This is a genomic window from Plantactinospora sp. B6F1 (assembly GCF_040120695.1).
In the GTDB taxonomy this organism is placed as follows: domain Bacteria; phylum Actinomycetota; class Actinomycetes; order Mycobacteriales; family Micromonosporaceae; genus Plantactinospora.
The window spans coordinates 251,874-267,958 of sequence record NZ_JBEEAC010000004.1; the positions used below are offsets into that span (position 1 = coordinate 251,874).

Sequence of the window (16,085 nt, forward strand, 5' to 3'; positions counted from 1 at the left end):
TGCCTGTGTGGGCAACCGGGCCGGCCTGTGGGCGTCACCACATGTAAGCGCTTGCAGCCATGATCGTCCAGCCCCGTGCAGCCACGAGGCCGTAACGATTCGGAAACCCGGTACCGGCCCGCCGGGCGGCGAGGGCCGGTTACTCGGCCGCCGGCACCGCCGGGACGGCCCCGGGCTCGTCGAGGATCGCGGCGAAGCGCTGCTCGGCGAGGTCGAGCTGGCCGAGGATGTGCGCCCGCGCCTCGGCGCCCAGCGGGGTGTCCGGCCGGGTGATCAGGTCACGGAAGAGCGGCACCAGGGGGCGGTACTTCCGCGCCGAGCGGTGCACCTTCTCGCCCGTGGTGTGGATGATCCCCACGCCGTTGTCGGTGAAGTCGGACACCTTGATCACCCGGGCCCACGGTTCCCGGTCCAGGCTCCTCGCCAGGTGCGCGTGGTACTGCTCGTCCCGGTCGCGGGCCGGGTCGTACTCCGGATTGGTGACCGCCGCGACCAGCCGGGCGATCCGGGGGTTGAACCGCCGGGCCACCTCCGCCAGGGCCGCCCGGGTGGCCGCCGGCCCGGCCGTGCCGGCGGGCAGGCCGGCGAGTTCCGCCGGATGGTCCTCCACCGCGTCGTGCAGCAGCGCCGCCACGATCACGTCGACGTCGGTCACGGAGTAGTAGCAGATGATCCGGATGGCCACCCGGAGCAGGTGATTGAGGTATGGCTCGCGTACCCGGCGGTCGTCCCGGTGCAGCGTGCCGGCGAGGTCCAGCGCCGCCGCCAGCCGGGCCCGCTCGGCCGGGGCGAAGTGCTCCGCCTCCAGCCGGAACCGGTCCCGCAGGCCGGCCTCGCCGTAGACCTCGGTCACGGCGTGCAGCGGCATGCTTCTCAGGTACGTCGGCGAGGCCATGTCGTCCAGGTATACCGGATCGGCCCGGCCGGTACGCCCGTCCGGCGCCGGGTTCCACTCTTCCGCTGGCTGAAGTTTTCTGCCACGCTCAATCCATAGATAGAAAACTTTCACCACCATGGACAGCGCCTCAACGGCTCCGACGTCCAGGTGCGGTTCAACGGCGCGTTGGCGCTCTACTGGGGCACCCGCACCTACACCAGCGACAACGGCTGCTCCGGCGGCGCTGGCTCCGGCACGGTGAACACCGCGGGCAGCCCGCTGACCGTCCGCTCCGGCCCGGGCACCGGCTACTCCGCGGTCGGCACGGTCGCCGACGGCGCCCGGGTCACCATCCAGTGCCAGACCACGGGTACGACGGTGACCGGCACCTACGGCACCAGCAACATCTGGGACCGGATCGGGGCCGGCCGATTCGTCTCCGACGCGTACGTCCTGACCGGCTACGACGGCTTCATCCCGGGCGTACCGCGCTGCTGAATGCCGGGCGTACCACCACGCTGCCGGGCATCGGCCGTCGGTAGCCCGGACAGACAGTTGGCCGGGGCACCGTGCCCGGGGCATCCACGGGGAGGATGAACGCCCCGGGCATGGTGGCCCCGGCTTGCCTGTTGGGGTTCTCACTTGCCTGTTGGGAATTCTTAGTAGGGACAGGGATTTTTCAGCGACCCGAAGCCGGCGCTGCGCCAACGTCGGCCACGCGTCAATTGAAGAGGCTGACGCCGCCAGGACCGACCAGCAGTCCGACGACGATGAGCACGATGCCCCAGAGGAGCTGCCGCCGGAACAGTGCCAGCACACCGGCGACCACCAGTACAACCGCGAGGATCCAGAGCAGTAGTTCCATGACTCAGGAACTACCCCCGGCAGTGAGCGCGGAAACCTTGCCCGCGGTGGCCCCGGCGTACGGCGGGTGCAGGTGGAACACACTGTACGCCTGCTTGATCACCGGGTGCGCGACGTTACGGACCCGCACCCCGCTCGGGGTGGTGCCCCGCTCGCTGCCGGCGTGCGCGTGCCCGTGCAGGGCCAGTTCGGTCGGCGCCGAGTCGATGGCCTGACCGAGCAGGTACGAGCCGAGGAACGGATAGATCTCCAGCGGCTCCCCGGCCAGCGTGTCGGGTACCGGCGCGTAGTGGGTCAGCGCCACCCGCACGTCGCAGTCCATCTCGCGCAACGCCTCGCCGAGCTGCTCGGCGATGTCGCTGGTGGTCCGGACGAAGGACTTCATCTCGGGTTCGCCGAACTCGCTTGCGCACCGGCCGGCGAAGCCGCCGCCGAAGCCCTTCGCACCGGCGATCCCGAGTCGTACCCCGGAGCACTCCAGCACCACGTTGGTGCCCTCCAGCACCAGGATGCCGGCGTCCTCCAGTACCCGGATCACCGCCGGCACCTCGTCGCAGTGGTGGTCGTGGTTGCCGAGCACCGCGACCACCGGTACGCCGAGGTTGCCGAACTCGGTCGCCACGCAGCGGGCCTCGGACTCGGTGCCGTGCCTGGTCAGGTCACCGGCCAGCAGCAGGACGTCGGCGCGCTCGGGCAACTGCTCCAGGGCCGGCCGGAACCGGCCGACCACGTCCTGGTCCAGGTGCACGTCGCCGACTGCCGCGATCCGGATCACCATGTCGTCGCCTCCCTCACCGGAGTTCCTCCACCTCGGTCGGTGCCTGGACACGGATCAGTCCGATGTCGACCGTCACCGGTACCTCGGGAAAGTGCTCCAGCACCAGCCGGAGGATCTCCTCGCGTCGCTGCGCGCTCGCCACCTCGCCGCAGAGCACCACGGCGTGGCCCCGGCGGGTCACCGTGATGCCCTGCTCGGCGATCTCGCTCCGCTCGGTGAGCAGGCGCTGGATCGCCGCTTCCAGATAGTCGTCGGGCGGTTCGGCACCACCCGGGCCGTGCTGGTTCATGTCGCCACCTCGCTGCGCTCGTCCATACCGGTCATCACCCTCTCCGCCGCGCCCGAGGAGTAGCGCGGCTGCTCACCGGTCGGCGCGTAGGGCACCACGTCCAGCCGGTCCAGCAGCACCAGGAACGCCTCCGCGTACGGGGAGTGCACCGTCTCCTTGCGTACCCGCTCCCAGTCGATCTGTTCCCGGAGCGAGCGGGCCAGCGGCAGGCCGCGGGCGAAGTCGCAGTAGTGCTGCGAGAAGCTCAGCAGCTTGTGCACCATCAGGTGGGTCGCCGACAGCACCGGCATGTGGATGGCGTCGACCGGGCGTACCACGGTGTCCCGGAAGGTCTCGTCGGTGACCGGGGTCTCGATCGGCCGGTGGATCAGGTCGACCATCCGGTCGTTGTCCCAGACCTTGACCAGCCAGTCCTCCGGCGGGCGCTCGGCGGTGAAGCCGGCCTCGACGAGCGCCTCCAGGGCGCGTTCGACGTCCTGCTCCCGGATGAGGAAGTCGACGTCGTGGTCGCTGGAGTGGCCGCCGTGCGCGTACACCGCGAAGCTGCCGCCCAGCGCGAAGGGGATCTCGGACTGCTTGAGGACGGCGGCGACCCGCTTGAGGGTGGCAAGGAGGGTCTCGTCGCCGTTGTGATCCATCGGGTCTCCCAGGTCGGTGGCGAGCGGGCATCTGGTCAATGTGGTGGAGATTTACCGGTACCCGGCACTTCGTTCCTTCACACCTGGTCGGGATCCGGCGGTGCCGGCCCGGGGCCCGGAACCGGACGCACCGGCACGGAGCGCGGGTGCCGGCCACGCCCGGGACGCGCCGGCCGGAACGGCGCGTCCCGGGCGGGTCGGGGCAGCGGCGGGTGCGTTTGGCCGGCGTGGGGGGCTGCGCGCGCCGAGTACCGTTGCTGAGCGTGGCCCGAACTCTGTTCCAGCGGCGGCACGGGGGACGACTGCGGGCCGTGGCCCTGGTCGGAATCGACGGCTCGGGCAAGACCACCCAGGCACACCGGCTGGCGGACGCGTTGACCGCAGCCGGCATCCCGGCGACGTACTGGCAGAACGCCGGCGGACGGCGGTGGTTCGGCCGACTCGCCCGCACACTTGGCCGGCGGGACGCCCAGCGCCTGCTGGGGCGGGACGGGATGCTGCTGGCCGAGTCGGCACTGCGCTGGCTGGCCATCGCGCGGGCGCTGATCCGTTCCCGGCTCCGCCGCCGGGTCGCCGTGATGGACCGCTACTCGGTCTGCCAGTACGCCAGCATCCGCGCGCACGGTGGAGGGCGCCGCTGGGAGAGCATCGCCCGGCTGCTGTACCGGGTCTTCCCGCCGCCGGACGTCACCCTGCTGCTAGCGGTGGACCCCGGTGAGGCGTACCGGCGGATCGAGGCGCGGGGCACCGACCACGAGAACATCACGTACCTGACCGCCGGGGCGACGGCGTACCGCTCGCTGCCGGAGTTCGCCGGATTCGTGGTGGTGGACGCCAACCGTTCTCCGGACGAGGTGACCCGGGCGATCCGGGCCGCTGTCCGGGGCTGGCTGCCACCGGACGCCGCGCCCGCCGATCCCGCGCCCGCCGATCCCGCGCCCGCAGACGCCGCGTCGGCTCCGGCAGCCCTGGCTCCGGCCCCGGCACCCGCCCCGGCTGCATCGAAGGTGGATGCGCCGGATCCCACCACCCGGTCGTCCGGGCCGGACGAGGCGGAGCCGGCCCTGGCCGGATCGCTCAGGCCCGGCCGTACACCGGTATCGTCGCACCGCTGGTCGGCGCCGACTCGTCGCTGGCCAGGAAACGGATCACCCCGGCGATCTCCGCCGGGTTTACCCAGCGCGAGTGGTCCGCGTTGGGTTGCGCAGCCCGGTTGGCCGGCGTGTCGATGACGCTCGGCAGCACCGTGTTGCACCGCACGCCCGACTGCCGGTATTCCACGGCGACCGCCGAGGAGAAAGCGATCACCGCCGCCTTCCCGGTGACGTAGCCGGCGGCGCCGGGAAACGGCGCGACCGCCGCACGGGAGGAGACGCAGACCACAGACCCGCCGCCGGCCGCCAGCAGGTAGGGCAGGGCGGCCCGGGTGACCAGGTGGGTCGGGCGCAGGTTGCGGACGATCATCTGGTCGAAGTCGGCTACCGGCGTCTCGTGCACCAGTCCGCCGGCCGCGAACCCGCCGGCCAGGTTCACCACCGCCCGCAGCGGCGCCCCGGCGTCACCGCCGGCCGCCTCGACCGCTGCCGCCACCTGTTCGGGGTCGGTCAGGTCCGCCGGTACCCGGAGCGGCCCGGCGCCCCTCCCGCCGGTGGCGGTGGCCGGCTCCGTCCCGCCGGTGGCCGGCTCGGTCCCGCCGTGCGGCCGGACCGGTACGACCACCCGCCACCCGGCGGCGACGAACGCGGCGGTGACCGCCCCGCCGAGCCCGCCCGCCCCGCCGCTGATGAACACAGTGCGATCTGCCATGCCCGCAACGCTATCGGCAACACCGGGCGCGTCCGGCGGCACCGCCGAGGAGCCGCGCCGGACGGTCCACTCGGGGGCGGGCGATCCGATCTGGACGTCGGCGAACCGGGGCCCGGGACCGCACCGGTTCCGGTTCGCCGTCCGGCCGGACCCGGACCCTGACGTACGCTGAATGCGGCCCGATGGTCGTCCGGCGCCGGTTTCCGCCGTTTCCGGCCTGTCGCCGGAGTGCTTCGGTAGCCTATCGATGGATGACTATTCACCCGGACGCCGTCCGGCGTTGCGGGCTCGGTGAGCCTGCCAGGACGAAGGTGTGGGGGGAATGGCACGCTCGGCTGGGCTGACCGGCCGCAGTTTCCCACCGGTTGGGCGTACTTTCGCAGGTGTAGCGCGTCACGGTTGACGCTCACGCCTTCGTGAAAGTAAGTTTCATCCGTGGTGAAGACTGCGAAGGTTTCTGCGAGTCACGAGACGGGTGGGCTGATTGTCCATATCAGCGGCCTGCTCCCGTCCCTGTCGCCCGCCGAACAACGGGTTGCCAGGCTCGTGGTCGCGGATCCCGCGGACGCCGCCCGTCGCACCATCACAGACCTGGCGACCGCCGCCGAGACCTCCGAGGCCACTGTCATCCGGTTCTGCCGGTCGGTCGGCATGGACGGTTACCCGCAACTGCGGATCCGGCTCGCCGCCGAGGCGGCCCGCCGGGTGGAGCCGCCGGACGCCCGGGTCGTCGGCGGTGACATCCCGCCCGGCGCCGACCTGGCCCAGATCATCGCGACCATCGCCTTCAGCGACGCCCGAGCGGTCGAGGAGACCGCGGAGCAGCTCGACGCGGCCGTCTGCGAGCAGGTGGTCGAGGCGATCAACGGTGCCGGTCGGGTCGACATCTACGGCGCCGCGGCGAGCGGGTTCGTCGCCTCCGACTTCCAGCAGAAACTGCACCGGATCGGCCGGACCGCGTTCTACTTCCCCGACGTGCACACCGCGCTCACCTCGGCGGCCCTGCTCGGCAAGGGGGACGTCGCGATGGGGATCTCGCACACCGGCACCACGCTGGACGCGATCGAGGTGCTGGAGCAGGCGCGGGCCCGGGGGGCGACCACGGTCGCGCTGACCAACTTCCCCCGGTCGCCGATCACCGACGTCGCGGACTACGTGCTCACCACGGCTGCCCGGGAGACGACGTACCGGTCGGGCGCGATGGCGAGCCGGCTCGCCCAGTTGACGGTGGTCGACTGCCTCTTCGTGGGGGTCGCCGCGCGTAACCGGGCCAGAGCAAAGAAGGCACTAGAGGTCACCGCCGAAGCGGTACGGCCGCACCGGGTCAAGGGGAGACGGGCATGAGAAGCGGGCGGGCCGGCCGGTCCGGCGCGACGGTGTCGCGGAGCGGCACCGTACGCGGCGAGGCGGCGGGGGTATGAGTCACGGGCTCGGCGGTGGTCGAGGTGCGGGGGGGCGGACATGACGGCCGGACGGGTCGAGCCCGGTGCGCTACCCGCCACCACCCCGCGTCAGGATCCCGACGCGGGGTCCTCTTACCCGCCGACCGAGCCGGGTCACCGGTCGGAGGACGGCGGTCGGCCCGGAGAACCCGGGCCGACGGCAGGCCTGGCCGGGGGGCGGGAACGGGAGCCGCGCGCGGTGGTCCGGGTCAGTTCCCCGACCGAGTTGCGCAATCCACGCAGTCTCGACCTGGACCTGATGTCCGTCCGGGACGTGCTGAAGGTGATCAACGAGGACGACCGGTGGGTACCGGCGGCGGTGTCGAAGGTGCTGGACGAGATCGCGGTGGCGGTCGAGTTGGCCGTGACGGCGCTGCGGGCCGGCCGGCGGGTGCACTACTTCGGCGCGGGTACCTCAGGCCGGCTCGGCGTGCTCGACGCCGCCGAACTGGCGCCCACCTTCAACGCCCCGGACCGTTGGTTCTGCGCCCACCTGGCGGGTGGGCCGGACGCGATGTGGCGGGCCGTGGAGGATGCCGAGGACGACGAGGACGGCGGGGCCGAGGAGGCGCGCGGCTGCGTACACCCCGGAGATCTCGTGGTCGGTCTGGCCGCCAGCGGGCGTACCCCGTACGTGCTCGGGGCCCTGCGCGCGGCGACCGACCTGGGTGCGGACACCGTGCTGGTCTGTGCCGATCCGGGCGCCAGGGCGGCCCGGTCGGTGACGGTGTTCATCGGGGTGGAGACCGGCCCGGAGGTGATCACCGGCTCGACGCGGATGAAGGCCGCGACCGCCCAGAAACTGGTGCTGAACGGGTTTTCCACCGCCGTGATGGTGCGGTTGGGGCGGGTCTACTCAAACCTGATGATCGACATGGTCGCCACCAACGCGAAACTGCGGGGACGAATGATCTCGATCCTCGTGGAGGCGACGGACTGTCCCGAGGAGGTTGCGCAGCGTGCGCTTACCGAGGCTGAGGGCGACCTGAAGGCCGCCCTGGTGGCACTGCTGTCCGGTGCGGCCGTCGCCGACGCCCGGGCCGCGTTGGACCGCTCGGCCAACCAGGTACGCGGCGCGATCGCCCTGCTGACCGGCTGACGCCCGGTATTCCGGTATCCCACCGTCCCATCCGTCCCGCCTCGGCCCTGTCCGGCCCGGCGGGCGGATGCGGTGCGATGTGGTGCGGGGAGCGTCGGAGACCGGACGTACCGGCGCGGGACTATCTCCGGGCTCCGGATTGTTGCGCAGACGGAGGGGTAACCCTTCGGTGGCGGATGAACCGGCCGGCCGCGCCGTGCGTATATATCGAAGCGTGACGAGGATCGCAGCAACCTGGTGACGTAGATCGCTGTGCGTCGTTGTATGACGATGATCCGATAGTCGGTGCAGAGCCGTCGCAAGGCCCCGTAGCTGCGGTATCGCCGGCTCCGACAGACCCTGATCGGGACGACTGACAGCAAACGTCGATCGGGCTTTCAGCAACTACTCAGGCGTTCGTGACACTTTCGACTCACCAGATGGAATCCCTGACGCGTCTCAACTGTTGTGTAGGTGTCAGCACCGCGGGGCACAGCGGAAGTTACGGGGAGGGCTGATGAACGTGGGGATGGCAGGAGCAGAAACCCGGGCCACCGGGAGGAACGACGAGGGGACCGTGGGGAACGTGGAGAAGAAGATCGTGATGCGAACCGACGAGGTCGCCGAGGAGCGCGACCTGGTCGGCGTGTACCTGCACGAGATCTCCCGCACACCGCTGCTCGACGCCGCCGCCGAGGTCGACCTCTCCAAGGCCATCGAGGCTGGCCTCTACGCTGAGCACCTGATCGACCAGGGGAAGCTCCCGGTCGGCGTCAGCCTCGCGGAGATGGAGCGGCTGGTGGTCGAGGGGGAGCGGGCGAAGGACCTCTTCATCCGGGCCAACCTCCGGCTGGTCGTCTCCATCGCCCGCCGGTACGTCCGCTCCGGGATGCCCATGCTGGACCTGATCCAGGAGGGCAACACCGGCCTGGTCCGGGCGGTCGAGAAGTTCGACTACGAGCGGGGCTACAAGTTCTCGACGTACGCGACCTGGTGGATCCGCCAGGCGATCAGCCGGGCGATCGCCCAGCAGGAACGCACCGTACGGCTCCCCGTGCACCTGGTCGAGGACGTCAACCGGATGCGCAACGTGGCCCGCCAGCTCACCCGTGAGCTGGGCACCGACCCGGAGCCGGAGCAGATCGCGGCGGCGCTGGGCGTGCCGGTGGAGCGGGTGCACGAGCTGGTCCGCTGGTCGCAGGACACCGTCTCGCTGGACACTCCGGTCGGCGACGACGGGGACACCAACCTCGGCGACCTCGTCGCGGACAGCGACGCTCCGTCGCCGGAGGAGATCGTGCTGACCGGCCTGGAGCGGCAGCGCATCGAGGGCCTGTTGAACCACCTCGACGACCGGTCGGCCGGGATCATGCGGGCCCGGTACGGCCTGGAGGACGGCCGCGAGCACTCGCTGACCGAGGTCGCGTCCCGCTTCTCGCTCTCCCGGGAGCGGATCCGGCAGCTGGAGATCCAGGCGTTGGGGCGGCTGCGCGAGCTGGCCCGGGCCGAGGGACTCCAGGCGGCCTGAGCGACCGGCCCGGCACGCGGCGGTCGGGGACCTCGACGAACGGTCGGAGACTTCGACGTATCGGTGAGCGGCCGGCGTCCCCACGGGGGCGCCGGCCGCTCACCGTCGTACCCGGGATGCCGGGTGTCTGCGGAGCGCCGTACCACAGACAACCACTAGGGTGATCGGTATCACGACAGTGAGTTCCGCTCGCGTCGGAAGGTGCTGTCGGCAAACGGTGGCGCCCAGAGCCGACGGGAGCAATCCGGGGAGGACTCCGTGCCGATCAGTCCGACCGCCCGGCGTCGCCGGCTCGGCATCGAGCTGCGCCGCCTGCGCGAGCGGGAACAGCTCACCCTGCTTCAGGTCGCACAGCGGATGAAGTGCTCCGACGCGAAGATCTCCCGGATCGAGGCGGGCAAGCACTCCACCCGGACCCGCGACGTCCTGGCCCTGCTCGACATCTACCGGGTGGCAGACGAGCGTACCCGCGAGGTGCTGGCGACCCTGGCCAAGCAGTCGACCCAGCGCGGCTGGTGGGTCACCTACGGCGGGGCGATCCCGGACTGGTTCGAGGTGTACGTCGGCCTGGAGTCCGAGGCGACCGAGATCCGCACCGTGGAGACCCATCTGGTGCCCGGCCTGCTGCAGACCGAGGCGTACGCCGCCGCGCTGATCCGGGCCACCCAGCCGCTCGCGCCGGCCGAGGAGCTGACCCGCCAGGTGGAGCTGCGGCTGGCCCGGCAACGTCGGCTGCACGAGCACGACCCGATGCGGCTGCGGGTGGTGCTCGGCGAGGCGGTACTGCGCTGCCGGGTCGGCGAGGCGGCGGTCATGCGTGACCAGCTCGGGCACCTGGCGGTGCTGGCCGAACGCTCCCACGTGGAGCTGCGGGTGGTCCAGTTCAGCAGTCCGGCGTACACCGCGTTCGGCCGGCCGTTCGCGATCCTCGGCTTTCCCGAGCCCACCGATCCGGGTCTGGTCTACACCGAACACCGGACCGGTGCGCTCTACATCGACGAGCCGGCCCAGATCGCCTCCTTCGCGCTTGCCTTCGACCACCTGGTTGCGGCAGCGTTGTCGCGGAAAGAATCGGCGCGGCTGCTCAGGGAGACGGCGGCCTTCTGGACGTGAGGGAGGGCCGGAGCGGATGTGGCCGGACGAAAGCATGCTGACCTGGCAAAAGAGCAGCCGATCCGGGGGCGAGGGCGGCAACTGCGTCGAGGTGGCCCGGCTCGGCACCGGCGTCGCCGTACGTGACTCGAAGGACACGGCCGGTCCGGTACTCCGGTTCCCGCCGACCGCCTGGGGGGCCTTCCTCACCGGTCTCGCCCAAACCGCGCCGGAGGACCGCAGACGTGCTTGACCGTGCCAGATAGCGTCCGTATCGTCGTGCGACTAGTGGAGGCGCAGTGTCCAATATGACCGGATGGGTTCTCACGCAGGGCGTGTTTCAGCTACCCGTCCTGCTGGTGCTGGTGGTCGGTCTCGTCCTGGTGGCAGTCCGTCGCGATCAGCTCTCCCGCCTGGCCAAAGGACTCGCCGTCGCGGGTTGCAGCGTGCTTCTGATCGGAATCGTGGCAGATACGGCGTGGCTGGCGTCGATCCCCACGTTGCTGGCCGGTGATCCCTCTCCGACGGAGTTCGACATGATCAGGGCGGGCGTCAGCATTGTGCTGACCATCTGTCATACCCTCGGGCTGGGACTCCTGATCGGCGGCGTACTGGCCGGCGGCCTCCAGCACCGGTCACGGCAGGTCAACCTCTCGTAGGTCGTTCCGGTCCCCGCAGCGGGCTCAGCCGTCGAAACGGGCGACCAGGTCGCCGATCCGCGCCGACGGCGTAGCGTCGCAGAGCTGGTCCACCGCCGTCATCACCAGCGGGCTGTCCACTCCGGAGATCCCCTTGGCCAGCCCGATCTGCCGGATCGCCGCGACCCGTTCCTCGGGCGGGGCCTGCTGGTACTCCTCGCAGGTCGAGTCGGCGGTCAGCCCGCCGGCGTCGCCGAGCCCGTCGAGCACCGCGCGGACGACCAGGCCGCCCACCACCAGCAGCACGACGACCGCCCCGAGCGCGATCCAGGGACCGTAGCGGCGCGGCCGTCGCGCACCGCCCGATCCCGGTACGGCGTCCGCCGCCACCCCGGCCGGCTCCCGGGCCGCTGCGGCGCTGGCCGTCCGATCCGCCGGTACCGGCGCGGCGGGGGCGGACGGCAGGGCTTCGATGGCGGCGATCAGCTCGGCCGCGTACCCCTGATCCTCGGTCGCGGCGGTGCTCAACAGGCGTTTGACCAGCGAGTTGTTTCGGGGTTCCCGGAGCAGGTCGGCCAGCGCATCCAACTCGTCGAGGGTGCGTAGCCGCCCCGCCACCAGGTCGTAGAGTCGGCGGACCGGTCCCGGGTCACCGGTCGAGGCGATCCCGGGCAGGTGCGGTGCGAGGCGGTCGAGCACCACAGCGGCGAGGTTCCTGGCCTCCGACGGAGTCACCCCGGCAGGTTAGCGCCCGGCCGGGACGGCACGGCCCCCGGCGTGCCCGGCCGACGGGGGCGTACGGGTCGGGAAAGGCGATCGCGCGCCGGACCGACCGGTCCGGCGCGCGATCGACCCGGGTCCGACTAGCGGACGCGACCATAGCCGTACGGGCTCATCATGTCGACGCTGGCCAGCTTGACGGTCTCGCCGACCCGTGGTGCGTGGATCACCTTGCCGCTGCCGACGAAGAGGGCGACGTGGCCGAGTCCACTGTAGAAGACGAGGTCGCCCGGTTTCAGCTCGCCACGGCTGATCTGTGCCACCTTGTCCCACTGCATCGCCGCGTTGTGCGGCAGTGACTTGCCGGCGGCCCGCCAGGCGGCCAGGGTCAGTCCGGAACAGTCGTAGCCGTTCGGGCCCTCTGCCGCCCAGACGTACGGTTTGCCGATGGCGTCGTAGGCGTACCGGACAGCCACGCCGGCCTTGCCGGAGACCGCCGGGACGCGCCCGGTGTACCTGCTGCCGGACGACGTCGCCGATCCGTACGCCTCGCGGCGCATCTCGTAGAGCTTGGCCAGCTCTCCCTCGATCCGCTTCTTGCCGGCGGCCAGTTGCTTCGCCTGCGCGGTCTGCCGGGCCAGCGTGGCGTCGAGCCGGGCCTTCTCCTCGATGTACTGGCGCTGTGTCGCGTCGAACCCGGCGATCTGCCGCTCCCGCTCCCGGGCCAACTGCTCCAGTGCACCGAGCCGGCTCACCAGGCTGCTGCCGTCGCCCCGGTTCAGCAGGGCGCTCGCCGTGCTCAAGCCACCGAGCTTGTACGCCCGGTTGGCGAGCTCGGCCACCTCGGCCCGGCTCTGGTCCGCCTGCTGCCGCAGCGGTTCGATCCGGGCGCTCAGCGTGGCCGCGGCGGCCTTGCTCTCCTTGATCTCCTCGTTGAGCTTGTTGTACGACTCGACGACCTTCTCCAGTTCGGCGGAGGCCTTGTTGATCCGCTGCGTGAGCTCGCTGACCGACGGTTCGGCCCGGGCCACCGACATCGGGGCGAGTAGCGCCGCCGACAGTCCGGCCACGACGAGGGTACGCAGCAGGATCCGCACCGAAGACAACGTGTGCAGAACCCTTCCTGGTTGCGCCACCGCGAGCGCTCTGTGTGGCGGCTTTCGCCACCGTGAGCGCCGTGTGCGGCGGCCTTACGCCACCGCGAGCGCTGTGCGGCGGCACCGGACCCGGCGCCACCCGGAGGATGACTGACGACCGGCCCAGCCGGTTCAACGTAGCCTGGCTCCGGCATTACCGACAGTGGCCGGGGCACGAGATGCGGCAGTCATGAGCGATAACCCGAATGTCGTGATCACGAACGGTACCGATCCCTGCTCCAGACGTGATAGCGGCTGGTCGGGAAGGCGTTCTCCGGCCACCCTCGGCTCGTCGCCCGATAGGTCGGTCTTGGCGGATGGCGGCTCGGCCTGAGTAGGGGCAAATCATCACTCAACCGGGCAGAGGGCTACGGGTAGCTCGGCTGCCGCCTGGAAATCTGCCAGGTGGCTGTCTGCGTACCTTCCACTTGCTGGTGTGCCCTTCGCACAATGAATACAAGGAGCCGAAGGCTCTCCGGGGTCCGGCACGGCAGGTACCCGGCGGGTCTGACACAGAGCAGGTACTCGGCGTAGTCGCCAACAGGGGGCGAGGTCGCGTGCGACGAACCAGCCGTAGGTCCGGACCGTCACGCGCGCCGCAGATCGCCCGCAGGACGATCGGCACCCGGCTGCCACCAGATGCCGATCTTCAGGAACCTTCCAGGCCAGCCCGCCTCAGGAGCCGTTGGAGGCAAGAATGGAGCCTACTCGCCCTCCCGTCCCCCTGCCAGACGCGTCATTTGAGGTATCTGGACTCTCCCGTCACCGCCCCGTCGACCTCTACCGGCAACCCGGCGTACGGATCACCAGCGAGGTGTTCATCGTCGCCGGTCGCAGGTTCTCGATCTCCGAACTCACCCACCTACAGACCGCTCGGGGGCCGCACGACCGGCTGACGCTGCGCGCGGTGATGGTCACCGCCGCGGTGCTGGTCGGCATCGGAGTCGCACTGGGCTACACCGGTGACCTCTACCGGCTCCCCGCCGCCACGTACGCCGGGCTCGGGCTCGCCGCCTTCGTGCCGGTCGGACTCGCCCTGGTGGGCCACCGGTGGCGGCCACCGGCGTACGAGCTGTGGGGGCGGTACCGGGGGGAGACGGTGCTGCTGTTCAGCTCCGACCACGAGCGGCAGTTCGGCCAGGTGACCCGGGCGCTGATCCGGGCCCGGGAGGCCGCCCGGCTGGGTGGGTTGGCGTTCCCGCCGGCCTCGGACACCCCGTACGAGCCGATGTCCTAGACGAGTGGGCCCACGGCGTGGTCCCGCCGGACCCTCGACCGGTCCGGCGGTGCCACCCGGGCGCCGGCCACCCGTCCGGCCCCGCTCAGAGGGCCGGCACGGGAGTGGTCAGCCGGCCAGGCCGGTACTTGGGTGGTCAGCCGGCCAGGCCGGCACCTGGGTGGTCAGCCGGCCAGGCCGGCGACGATCTCCGAGATCCGGCGCAGCGAGTCGGCAGGGGTCAGGGCCGCCTCGCGGAGCCCCATGAAGGTCCGCAGGTGCGCGGTCACCGCCTCGGGCTCGTCGAGTACGTCCTCGAGGCCGGTGCTCTCCAGATAGACGACGTCGGCGTCCTCCCCGGCGAAGCGCAGGATCACGAACTGCCCGAGCGGGGTGTAGACGGTGGAGGTGAACGGCAGCACCTGGACGGTGATCCGGCCCGAGTCGGCGAGGTCGACCAGATGCAGGAGCTGTTCGCGGATGACCGCCGGACCGCCGGTCTGCCGGTGCAGCGCAGCCTCGTCGAATACCACGACAATGTTCGGCGGCTCGGCGCGGGCGAGCATTTCCTGCTGGCGGCGCAACCGTAACGCGACCGAGGCCCGCGCCTCCTCGGGATCGTCCAGTTTGGGAATTGCCGTCCGGAGGACCGCCTGCGCGTACGCCTCTGTCTGGAGCAGTCCCGGCATGCCGACGGACTGGTAGAAATAGAGTTCCGAGGACTCCGCCTCCAGCCCGATATACGAGTAATAAGCGGGTGGCAGTGCGTCACGATATTGTGACCACCAGGTGCGCTGCCGGGACACCCGGGCCAGTTGCACCAGTTCGGCGACCTGTTCCGGATCGCGCACCTGATAGTAATTGAGCAACGCCTTGACGTCGTTGGTGGAAATCGAGACGTATCCGGCCTCTATGCGGATCAGCTTGGACAGCGACCAGTCCATCGCGGCGGCCACCTGCTCCTGGGTGAACCCGGCGGCTTCCCGGGCCCGCCGGATCGCCGAGCGGAGCTTGCGGCGACCCACGGTCGGGCCGTACGCCGTAGTCATCGGGAACGCTCCCTTCAAACGGCTCCCCGGCGGCCGAGCGAGGGGTTCGATGCCAGACTGAGGGGTCGGTGCCAGACTTTTGTGCAGGCTACACGGGAGCGCTGTCTTCCACCAGCGTCCCTGCTTGCCGCGACGACACCATCACGGATGGTGTCCATTGTCGACGCCGACATCATAATCGCGATATTCCGGAGTGTGCGGAATGCGGAGGCTACGGGTAGCCTCTGTCCGTTGTCGCGGTATCTGCCGCAACAGTATTAGTGCCGGGAGGGCGCATGTCACAGACTGGTTCCGCCGAGCGCGTGTGGCGGAAGAGCACTCGATGCGAATCGCAGCATTGTGTCGAGGTGGCTCAGGTCGGAGGCGGTGCCGCCGTCCGCGACTCGGTCGATCCGGGGCAGTCGCTGGTGTTCGGCGCGGGTGCCTGGCGGGCATTCCTGGACGGGCTCCGCAACGCCTGAAAGCTGACCCGGGGACGTGATTCATTCACGTTCCGGCCCGTCGGCGCCGCTGGAGCATGGTGCATGACCTCGCGTACGGCGAGACATAGAGATGAACGAACCACCAATGATCGAATAGGGGGGTGGCTCGCGAACGGCGAGCCGCCCCGGGCGCAGCCGCTCAGCCGGCCACCGGCTCCGGCTGGCTCAACTGCCGGGTGACGGCCCGCTCGGCGAAGAACGAGACGAACGGGATCGTCCCGGCGAGCATGACCAGCACCATCCGGCCCAGCGGCCAGCGCGCCCGGCGACCCAGGTCGAAGGTGACCAGCAGGTACACCATGTAGAGGAAGCCGTGCGCCGGGCCGATCGTCTCGACGACCACCGGGTCCTGCCAGAGGTACTTGAGCGGCATGCCCACCACGACGAGCGCGATCAACACGACGCCGACGACGTAAGCGACCACACGGTAGCGGGTCAGGGCTGCGCCCACG

Annotated in this window: 18 protein-coding genes and 2 pseudogenes; 10 read left to right on the plus strand and 10 right to left on the minus strand. The window is 70.7% G+C overall.

Annotation, left to right across the window (positions count from 1 at the left end):
• Positions 1-139 precede the first annotated feature (139 nt).
• Positions 140-895 (minus strand): HD domain-containing protein, encoded by a 756-nt coding sequence (locus ABNF97_RS08550; RefSeq protein ID WP_130465872.1) that lies wholly within the window; start codon positions 893-895, stop codon positions 140-142.
• Positions 896-1,045: 150 nt separating this feature from the next.
• On the opposite strand from ABNF97_RS08550, the gene ABNF97_RS08555 reads away from it, so the two are divergent.
• Positions 1,046-1,375 carry a hypothetical protein gene (locus tag ABNF97_RS08555; RefSeq protein ID WP_349338178.1) on the plus strand — a complete coding sequence of 110 codons (330 nt, stop codon included), beginning with the start codon at positions 1,046-1,048 and terminating at the stop codon, positions 1,373-1,375.
• A 223-nt stretch (positions 1,376-1,598) separates the two neighbouring features.
• Here ABNF97_RS08555 and ABNF97_RS08560 read toward each other — a convergent pair whose 3' ends face one another.
• From ABNF97_RS08560 to ABNF97_RS08575, 4 genes and pseudogenes are all read right to left on the minus strand, one after another.
• Positions 1,599-1,742, minus strand: a complete 144-nt coding sequence (locus ABNF97_RS08560) for a GPGG-motif small membrane protein (RefSeq protein WP_165436674.1) — start codon at positions 1,740-1,742, stop codon at positions 1,599-1,601.
• A 3-nt stretch (positions 1,743-1,745) separates the two neighbouring features.
• The gene (locus ABNF97_RS08565; RefSeq protein ID WP_349338179.1) at positions 1,746-2,519 is read right to left on the minus strand and encodes a metallophosphoesterase family protein; all 774 of its coding nucleotides are present in this window, start codon (positions 2,517-2,519) and stop codon (positions 1,746-1,748) included.
• Between the two features lie 13 nt (positions 2,520-2,532).
• Complete coding sequence (locus ABNF97_RS08570) at positions 2,533-2,808, minus strand: hypothetical protein (protein WP_130462300.1); 276 nt, start codon at positions 2,806-2,808, stop codon at positions 2,533-2,535.
• 71 nt (positions 2,809-2,879) lie between these two features.
• Positions 2,880-3,446: pseudogene (locus ABNF97_RS08575) on the minus strand (nucleotidyltransferase); the annotation flags it as partial.
• 263 nt (positions 3,447-3,709) lie between these two features.
• Here ABNF97_RS08575 and ABNF97_RS08580 point away from each other — a divergent pair.
• Positions 3,710-4,357: pseudogene (locus ABNF97_RS08580) on the plus strand (dTMP kinase); the annotation flags it as partial.
• A gap of 166 nt (positions 4,358-4,523) precedes the next feature.
• On the opposite strand, the gene ABNF97_RS08585 reads toward ABNF97_RS08580, so the two are convergent.
• Positions 4,524-5,252 carry an SDR family oxidoreductase gene (locus tag ABNF97_RS08585; RefSeq protein WP_349338180.1) on the minus strand — a complete coding sequence of 243 codons (729 nt, stop codon included), beginning with the start codon at positions 5,250-5,252 and terminating at the stop codon, positions 4,524-4,526.
• Positions 5,253-5,687: 435 nt separating this feature from the next.
• Here ABNF97_RS08585 and ABNF97_RS08590 point away from each other — a divergent pair, with 435 nt between their 5' ends.
• The 6 genes from ABNF97_RS08590 to ABNF97_RS08615 all read left to right on the plus strand — a co-directional run bounded on the left by ABNF97_RS08590 (position 5,688) and on the right by ABNF97_RS08615 (position 11,051).
• Positions 5,688-6,596 (plus strand): SIS domain-containing protein, encoded by a 909-nt coding sequence (locus ABNF97_RS08590; RefSeq protein ID WP_130462303.1) that lies wholly within the window; start codon positions 5,688-5,690, stop codon positions 6,594-6,596.
• 297 nt (positions 6,597-6,893) lie between these two features.
• A complete protein-coding gene (locus ABNF97_RS08595; RefSeq protein ID WP_349338181.1) occupies positions 6,894-7,793 on the plus strand; it encodes an N-acetylmuramic acid 6-phosphate etherase in 900 nt (299 codons plus the stop codon).
• Between the two features lie 508 nt (positions 7,794-8,301).
• On the plus strand, positions 8,302-9,300 hold the full coding sequence (locus tag ABNF97_RS08600) for a sigma-70 family RNA polymerase sigma factor (protein WP_349338182.1): 999 nt from the start codon (positions 8,302-8,304) through the stop codon (positions 9,298-9,300).
• Between the two features lie 258 nt (positions 9,301-9,558).
• Positions 9,559-10,413 carry a helix-turn-helix domain-containing protein gene (locus ABNF97_RS08605; RefSeq protein WP_349338183.1) on the plus strand — a complete coding sequence of 285 codons (855 nt, stop codon included), beginning with the start codon at positions 9,559-9,561 and terminating at the stop codon, positions 10,411-10,413.
• Between the two features lie 34 nt (positions 10,414-10,447).
• A complete protein-coding gene (locus ABNF97_RS08610) occupies positions 10,448-10,645 on the plus strand; it encodes a DUF397 domain-containing protein (RefSeq protein ID WP_349338184.1) in 198 nt (65 codons plus the stop codon).
• A 46-nt stretch (positions 10,646-10,691) separates the two neighbouring features.
• The gene (locus ABNF97_RS08615) at positions 10,692-11,051 is read left to right on the plus strand and encodes a hypothetical protein (protein WP_130462308.1); all 360 of its coding nucleotides are present in this window, start codon (positions 10,692-10,694) and stop codon (positions 11,049-11,051) included.
• A gap of 24 nt (positions 11,052-11,075) precedes the next feature.
• On the opposite strand, the gene ABNF97_RS08620 is transcribed toward ABNF97_RS08615, so the two are convergent.
• Both ABNF97_RS08620 and ABNF97_RS08625 read right to left on the minus strand, forming a co-directional pair.
• The gene (locus ABNF97_RS08620) at positions 11,076-11,765 is read right to left on the minus strand and encodes a hypothetical protein (protein ID WP_349338185.1); all 690 of its coding nucleotides are present in this window, start codon (positions 11,763-11,765) and stop codon (positions 11,076-11,078) included.
• 128 nt (positions 11,766-11,893) lie between these two features.
• A complete protein-coding gene (locus ABNF97_RS08625) occupies positions 11,894-12,856 on the minus strand; it encodes a C40 family peptidase (RefSeq protein ID WP_349338186.1) in 963 nt (320 codons plus the stop codon).
• Between the two features lie 727 nt (positions 12,857-13,583).
• On the opposite strand from ABNF97_RS08625, the gene ABNF97_RS08630 reads away from it, so the two are divergent.
• The gene (locus ABNF97_RS08630; protein ID WP_486484596.1) at positions 13,584-14,123 is read left to right on the plus strand and encodes a DUF6232 family protein; all 540 of its coding nucleotides are present in this window, start codon (positions 13,584-13,586) and stop codon (positions 14,121-14,123) included.
• A gap of 164 nt (positions 14,124-14,287) precedes the next feature.
• Here the strand turns inward: ABNF97_RS08630 and ABNF97_RS08635 are convergent, their stop codons facing one another.
• On the minus strand, positions 14,288-15,151 hold the full coding sequence (locus ABNF97_RS08635; RefSeq protein WP_130462311.1) for a Scr1 family TA system antitoxin-like transcriptional regulator: 864 nt from the start codon (positions 15,149-15,151) through the stop codon (positions 14,288-14,290).
• Positions 15,152-15,426: 275 nt separating this feature from the next.
• Here ABNF97_RS08635 and ABNF97_RS08640 point away from each other — a divergent pair, with 275 nt between their 5' ends.
• On the plus strand, positions 15,427-15,612 hold the full coding sequence (locus tag ABNF97_RS08640) for a DUF397 domain-containing protein (RefSeq protein WP_130462312.1): 186 nt from the start codon (positions 15,427-15,429) through the stop codon (positions 15,610-15,612).
• Positions 15,613-15,772: 160 nt separating this feature from the next.
• On the opposite strand, the gene ABNF97_RS08645 is transcribed toward ABNF97_RS08640, so the two are convergent.
• A complete protein-coding gene (locus ABNF97_RS08645; RefSeq protein ID WP_130462313.1) occupies positions 15,773-16,084 on the minus strand; it encodes a DUF3817 domain-containing protein in 312 nt (103 codons plus the stop codon).
• Position 16,085: the final 1 nt, after the last annotated feature.